This is a genomic window from Armatimonadota bacterium (genome assembly GCA_035527535.1).
GTDB lineage: Bacteria > Armatimonadota > Hebobacteria.
In genome coordinates, this window is record DATLAK010000150.1 from 1 (window position 1) to 5,106 (window position 5,106).

General features: G+C 65.2%; 9 protein-coding genes. 3 read left to right on the top strand and 6 right to left on the bottom strand.

Annotated features, from left to right (window positions below; all coding sequences use genetic code 11):
- Nucleotides 1–583: Gfo/Idh/MocA family oxidoreductase (locus VM221_10490; protein HUT75243.1), on the top strand; the 583-nt coding region annotated here is incomplete at its 5' end.
- Between the two features lie 13 nt (nt 584–596).
- On the opposite strand, the gene VM221_10495 is transcribed toward VM221_10490, so the two are convergent.
- The 3 genes from VM221_10495 to VM221_10505 are packed head-to-tail and all read right to left on the bottom strand — an operon-like array spanning nt 597 to nt 2,316.
- The gene (locus VM221_10495; GenBank protein HUT75244.1) at nt 597–1,151 is read right to left on the bottom strand and encodes a PIN domain-containing protein; all 555 of its coding nucleotides are present in this window, start codon (nt 1,149–1,151) and stop codon (nt 597–599) included.
- Nucleotides 1,115–1,549, bottom strand: a complete 435-nt coding sequence (locus VM221_10500) for a hypothetical protein (protein ID HUT75245.1) — start codon at nt 1,547–1,549, stop codon at nt 1,115–1,117. The genes VM221_10495 and VM221_10500 overlap by 37 nt, the downstream gene beginning before the upstream one ends.
- Nucleotides 1,546–2,316, bottom strand: a complete 771-nt coding sequence (locus VM221_10505) for a TIGR04255 family protein (GenBank protein HUT75246.1) — start codon at nt 2,314–2,316, stop codon at nt 1,546–1,548. The genes VM221_10500 and VM221_10505 overlap by 4 nt, the downstream gene beginning before the upstream one ends.
- 358 nt (nt 2,317–2,674) lie before the next feature.
- Here VM221_10505 and VM221_10510 point away from each other — a divergent pair, with 358 nt between their 5' ends.
- Together VM221_10510 and VM221_10515 are read left to right on the top strand one after the other, a co-directional pair.
- Entirely contained in the window at nt 2,675–3,631 is a 957-nt protein-coding gene (locus VM221_10510) for a MoxR family ATPase (protein HUT75247.1), read from the top strand.
- A gap of 2 nt (nt 3,632–3,633) precedes the next feature.
- On the top strand, nt 3,634–4,278 hold the full coding sequence (locus VM221_10515; protein HUT75248.1) for a site-2 protease family protein: 645 nt from the start codon (nt 3,634–3,636) through the stop codon (nt 4,276–4,278).
- Between the two features lie 25 nt (nt 4,279–4,303).
- On the opposite strand, the gene VM221_10520 is transcribed toward VM221_10515, so the two are convergent.
- From VM221_10520 to VM221_10530, 3 genes are all read right to left on the bottom strand, one after another.
- Entirely contained in the window at nt 4,304–4,501 is a 198-nt protein-coding gene (locus VM221_10520; protein ID HUT75249.1) for a hypothetical protein, read from the bottom strand.
- Nucleotides 4,502–4,505: 4 nt separating this feature from the next.
- Entirely contained in the window at nt 4,506–4,721 is a 216-nt protein-coding gene (locus VM221_10525) for a hypothetical protein (GenBank protein ID HUT75250.1), read from the bottom strand.
- Between the two features lie 142 nt (nt 4,722–4,863).
- On the bottom strand, nt 4,864–5,106 hold a 243-nt coding region (locus tag VM221_10530; protein HUT75251.1), incomplete at its 5' end, for an N-acetylmuramoyl-L-alanine amidase.

A 5,106-nucleotide genomic window follows, 5' to 3' on the forward strand; every position in this document is an offset into this window, starting at 1 on the left:
GCTGCGCCGCAGCGGCATCCCGCGGGGCTGGTTCGGCACGATGGCGATGGCGGGCGGCGGTCCGCTCATAGACCTGGGCGTACACATGCTCGACCTCGCATGGTTCCTCATGGGCAAGCCCAAGCCCCTGCGGGCGAGCGGTGTGACCTACAGCGCATTGGGCAGTCGCGGCCGCGGGATGGGGACTTGGGGCGTCGGCCACGGCGGTGGCCAGTTCGATGTCGAGGACTTGGCGGTTGCGCTGCTGCGATTCGAGGGGGGAAAAGCGATCCAGGTCGAGGTCAGTTGGGCCACCTACATCGAGCGCGACCGCACCTTTCTCGACCTCTACGGCATGGACGGGGGGGCGAGCCTGGAGCCGCAGCTTCGCATCTTCACCGAGAAGCACGGCGCGCAAGTGGACCTGGCGCCGTCCTTCCCCAAGCTCTCGGGGCACGAGATGGAGGTCATCCACTTCGTGGACTGCCTGCGCGGGCGCGCCGAGCCCATCGCCCCTGGCGAAGACGGTCTCGCCGTCACTCACATGCTCGATGCCATCTACCGCTCCGCCAAGCTGGGCAAGGAGGTGGCGGTCGGGGGGTAAGAAGCGCGGTCAGTCAGGAAACCTGCGCCAGATCCGACGGACTGTAGCGAGTCAAGTCGGGGATGTGATCGAAGCCGCCGTCGGCAGATGCCAAGGCAGTAAGGCCGTACTTGCGCATCGCGGCCACGATGAGGGAATCGTTTGTGAGCAGCCCGTGCGCGGCGCGCTCGCGATGCGCCCTGTGGAGCGACGCTTCATCCACTGGCAGCACGATTACATTCATGCGTAAGATGCTCAGCGTCTGTGTCCAATATCGGCTCAGACGCTTCACCTCGCAAACGCGGTTCTCAAGCAGGGAATAGTTCTCTCTTCCTATGATGCCCACATGGCAGGCTTCGGCTAGCATTAGCTTGTGCGTTGCCTCGTTGACGACGTGGATGCTGGTTACGCCTGCAATATCCCCTATTGCACACCTCTGCAATAGGTCAAGGCACTCGGCAGATCGCTCAAGCAGACCATTTACGAAGACGTTGGTATCAAGGAAGACGTCGCTGCCAGAAGGGAGTCGCTCCAACCGCAACGGCTGGCAACTTACATGTCCTCCAAGTCGCGATCTTCCGCTATCCATCGCAGGGTTTCATCATCCAAGTCGTAGCGCACGACGGCTTCTTCCAGCGCCTTGAGCGCTCTCTCGACACGCGCCTGACGCCCCTCCGGCGTCCAAAAAGCCCGCTTAAGCCGCAGCCATCTCTGTCTCGCTGGGTCGGTTCTCATCACAATCGGGCTGCGCTCGCCTAAGGCATCGTTTGAGGCCGCCCCCGGAGTGGAAGCAACCGCTGGCTCCATCCAGGTTTCGTCCGACGCTGCCGCACCGGTTGCCGACACAACTGCTGGGTACGACTCAGCCGTGCCGGAGACGGGAGCAATCCTTTCATTCTGCCGCCTGTCCGCTTCAGATCCGACGAACACGACGGGGATGACCTCAACATGTCGATTCGTGTCTACATAAGGCGCGAATGCGTTCATGCCCGTGCGAACCCTTCGTACAAGTCACCCTGGATGAGAGCGAAGAACCAGTGATGCAGAACGCTGTGGGCGGCGTCAAGCCAGCCCGCGAAGTCTTCCCATCCCTTCTGGGCGTCCGTGCCGGCGCTCAACAGCAGGGTGTTCCATACCACCGCGGGCTTGCCGCCTTTCTGGCCCGTGGAGATCGCCAGTTGCACCTGCCCGCTTGGCGACGTGGTCGGAAACGACAGCTGTACGATAGCATCTGTTAGCCGGTTCTCCACTGGCTGCCCCTCAAAGAGGATGTCGGGCGCCGAGACGTCGATATGCAGTTTCCGCTTCAGGAAGTCCCTCATGTCCATCTGCTCGGAATCGACCTCTACAGCGTCGATATATCGGAGCACCAGACTTGTTACGTTCAGCGCCTCAGGTTTCGTATGCGACTCCTTGATGTGCGGGTGGAGAGCCAGCGCGCGGTCCCGAAAACCCGGCCATTGATAGCTCTCCGTGGTGTTGAGCGTAACTACGCCCGGACCGACCTGGATGAGCGGCCATCCGTCTTCAGACGCGCGGAACCGGTGGCGCACGACGTGAATCGTCATGTTCGGCGGGACCTGCACCACGGGCAGGTCCTCTATCACGGGGTAAGCCTCCCGCACCTTCTCGTAGAGTCTGCCCACGATGATCGGATATGCGGGGTCAGGCTGGGTCTGCTCCCCCCACTTGATCTCTAGAATCGCCTCCACAAGGGGCTTGTTTGGCAGGTTATCGTGATAGGCCACGGGCATTACTCTTATCCTGTCCCATTGCATTATACCACCTGACAGCCCGCTATGGCGCCGTGCTTGCCCACCTCGCTACGTCCGGGGCAGTATTCCTTCTGCGTTACTCCCCTCCTCCCTTTGTGGTTGAGCGGATGTGCAGAACTGCGCGCCGGCGTCGCGCCGCTCCCGCGGGGACGCCGCTACACACAATCGCCCCGTCCGTCTTCGGCATCACCGCGCATGTCGCCCCCGTGCTTCTGTCCGTCACCACGCACCCCTGCGCTCATGCTCCCTGGCCTTACCCCGCGGAGCCATTACCCCGCACCCCGCTTGCCTTGAGCTTGGCGAACCGGTATAATCCCCGTGGCCCAAGGAGTACCGTGTGATCGCTCTACCCGAGGTGCGCGAGCGCACCTCCGCCATCATCGAGCAGGTCGAGACCGTCATCATCGGCAAGCGCCGCACCGTCGAGCTCGCCCTCGCCGCGCTGCTGTGCAACGGCCACGTGCTGCTGGAGGACATCCCCGGCGTTGGCAAGACCACCCTCGCCAAGGCCCTCGCCGCCGCCAGCGGCTGCACCTACAAGCGCATCCAGTTCACCCCCGACCTGCTGCCCGCCGACGTCACCGGCACCTCCATCTTCAACCAAAAGACCGGCGACTTCGAGTTCCGCCCCGGCCCCGTCTTCGCCAACTTCGTCCTCGCCGACGAGATCAACCGCGCCAGCCCCAAGACCCAATCGAGCCTGCTCGAATGCATGGCCGAGTTCCAGGTCAGCGCCGACGGCGTCACGCGCCTGCTGCCGGTCCCGTTCTTCGTCATCGCCACCGAAAACCCCATCGAGTATCGCGGCGTCTACCCCCTGCCGGAGGCGCAGCTTGACCGCTTCCTAATGCGCCTGCGCATGGGCTACCCCACCGCCGCCCAGGAAGTCGCGGTGCTCGAGCGCCAGGTGCGCGAGCATCCCATCGCCGCCGTGCGCTCGGTGGCGGGCTGCGAAGTCATCGGGGAGCTCCAACAGGCGGTGCGCCAGGTCTTTCTGGAGGCCTCGGTCAAGGAGTACATGGTCGCCCTCACCACCGCCACCCGCGAGCATCCCATGGTCGCCCTCGGCGCCAGCCCCCGCGGCTCGCTGGGCCTGATGCGCGCGTCCCAGGCGCTGGCGGCGATGGCCGGGCGCGAGTTCGTCATCCCCGACGACGTCAAGGCCGTGGCCGAGCCCGTGCTCTCCCACCGCCTCATCCTGCGCCCCGAGGCGCCGGCCGACAACGTCAGCGGCGCGCAAATCATCGAGGAGATCCTGGGCCAGGTGCCGGCACCCGCGCTCACGCGCTCCTGATCATGGACCTCCTGCTGCGCATCGTCTTCGGCGCCCCCGCCTTCGCCCTCGCCATCATGGCGCACGAATCCGCTCACGCCTTCGCCGCCTCGAAGCTCGGCGACCCCACCGCCCGCAACCTGGGGCGCGTCTCCCTCGATCCGCGCCGCCACTTCGACCCCCTCGGCGCCATTATCTACGTCGCCACCATGGTTTTCAGCCAGGGCCAATTCGGCTTCGGTTGGGCCAAGCCGGTGCCCATCAACCCCTTCAACTTCCGCGACCGGCGCCGCGACTTCATGCTCAGCTCCCTCGCCGGACCGGTGGCGAACCTGGTGCAGGCGGCGGCGTGGGCATTGCTGCTGCGCCTCTACAGCAGGTTCGCCGTGACCACCGCCGGTTTCGACCCGTTCGCCTTCATGATTCTCTTCGGCATCATCATCAACGTCGTCCTCGCCGTCTTCAATATGATTCCGATCCCGCCCCTCGACGGTTCGCGCCTGCTGGCGTGGATGCTGCCCGAGGATCTCGCCTACCGCCTCGACCGACTCGAACCCTTCGGCTTCGTCATCGTCATGGCGCTGTTGTTCTTCGGGCTCTTCGGCGTCGTCTTCGACCTGGTGGGCAGCCCGCTGCTGGAGCTCTTCCTGCGCATCGCCGCGGGATGATGATGCCGCCTGGCGCAGCCTGGCCCTACGCGCCGACGCCCGGCGTGCCCGCCTGCCCCTGCCGCGCGCCGAAGTAGTACCCCACGATCGCCATCACCGCGGGCACAAAGGCGTCCGCCGGTATCCGCCGCGCGGCCGCCAGGTAACACGCCGTCGCCGCAAACATCAGCGCAAAGATCGCCCGCACCGTGCCCTCGGGCAGGCCCAACGGTTGGTTCGTCATCGCCTCACTCCTCCAGGGCCGCCAGCGCCCGGCCTATGACCTCACAGGAGATCGCCTCCGCGTCCTCCGCCTCCACCCCCGCCCGTTCCAGTCGCCCCACCAGCCACACGCGCACCTTCGTCTTGAGAGCCACGCGCAGGCCCTCGATCACCCCGTGCTTGACCGCCTCGTACGGGTCCCCACCCAGCACCCGCTTCCAGAAATGCGACCACTTGCTCATCCGTGTTTCCTTCTTATCCGCAGATCTCGCCGATTTCACAGACTCCAGAAAATGGCGCACGAAACTGGTTGTGTCTCCGCATCTGCCTCATCTGCGTAATCTGTGGATCGCCTGCTTGCCTTGTGTCTTCGTGTCTTTGCGATCATGGTTCCCCCAGCGCCCGCCGCAGTTCCGCCACCTCGAACCCCGGGCACGTCTTGGCTACCCCCGGGAACTCCCGATGCCCCAGCACCCGTTCCACCGGCACCGCAAACCGCCCCATCATCAGCGCGCACAGCCGCCCCAGCGACCGCCACTGCGCCGCCGTCAGGTAGCCGCCGCCGATGGGCCACCCCGGCCCCGCCCCGATCAGGCAGATGCCGATGCTGTGCGCGTTGTGCCCCGC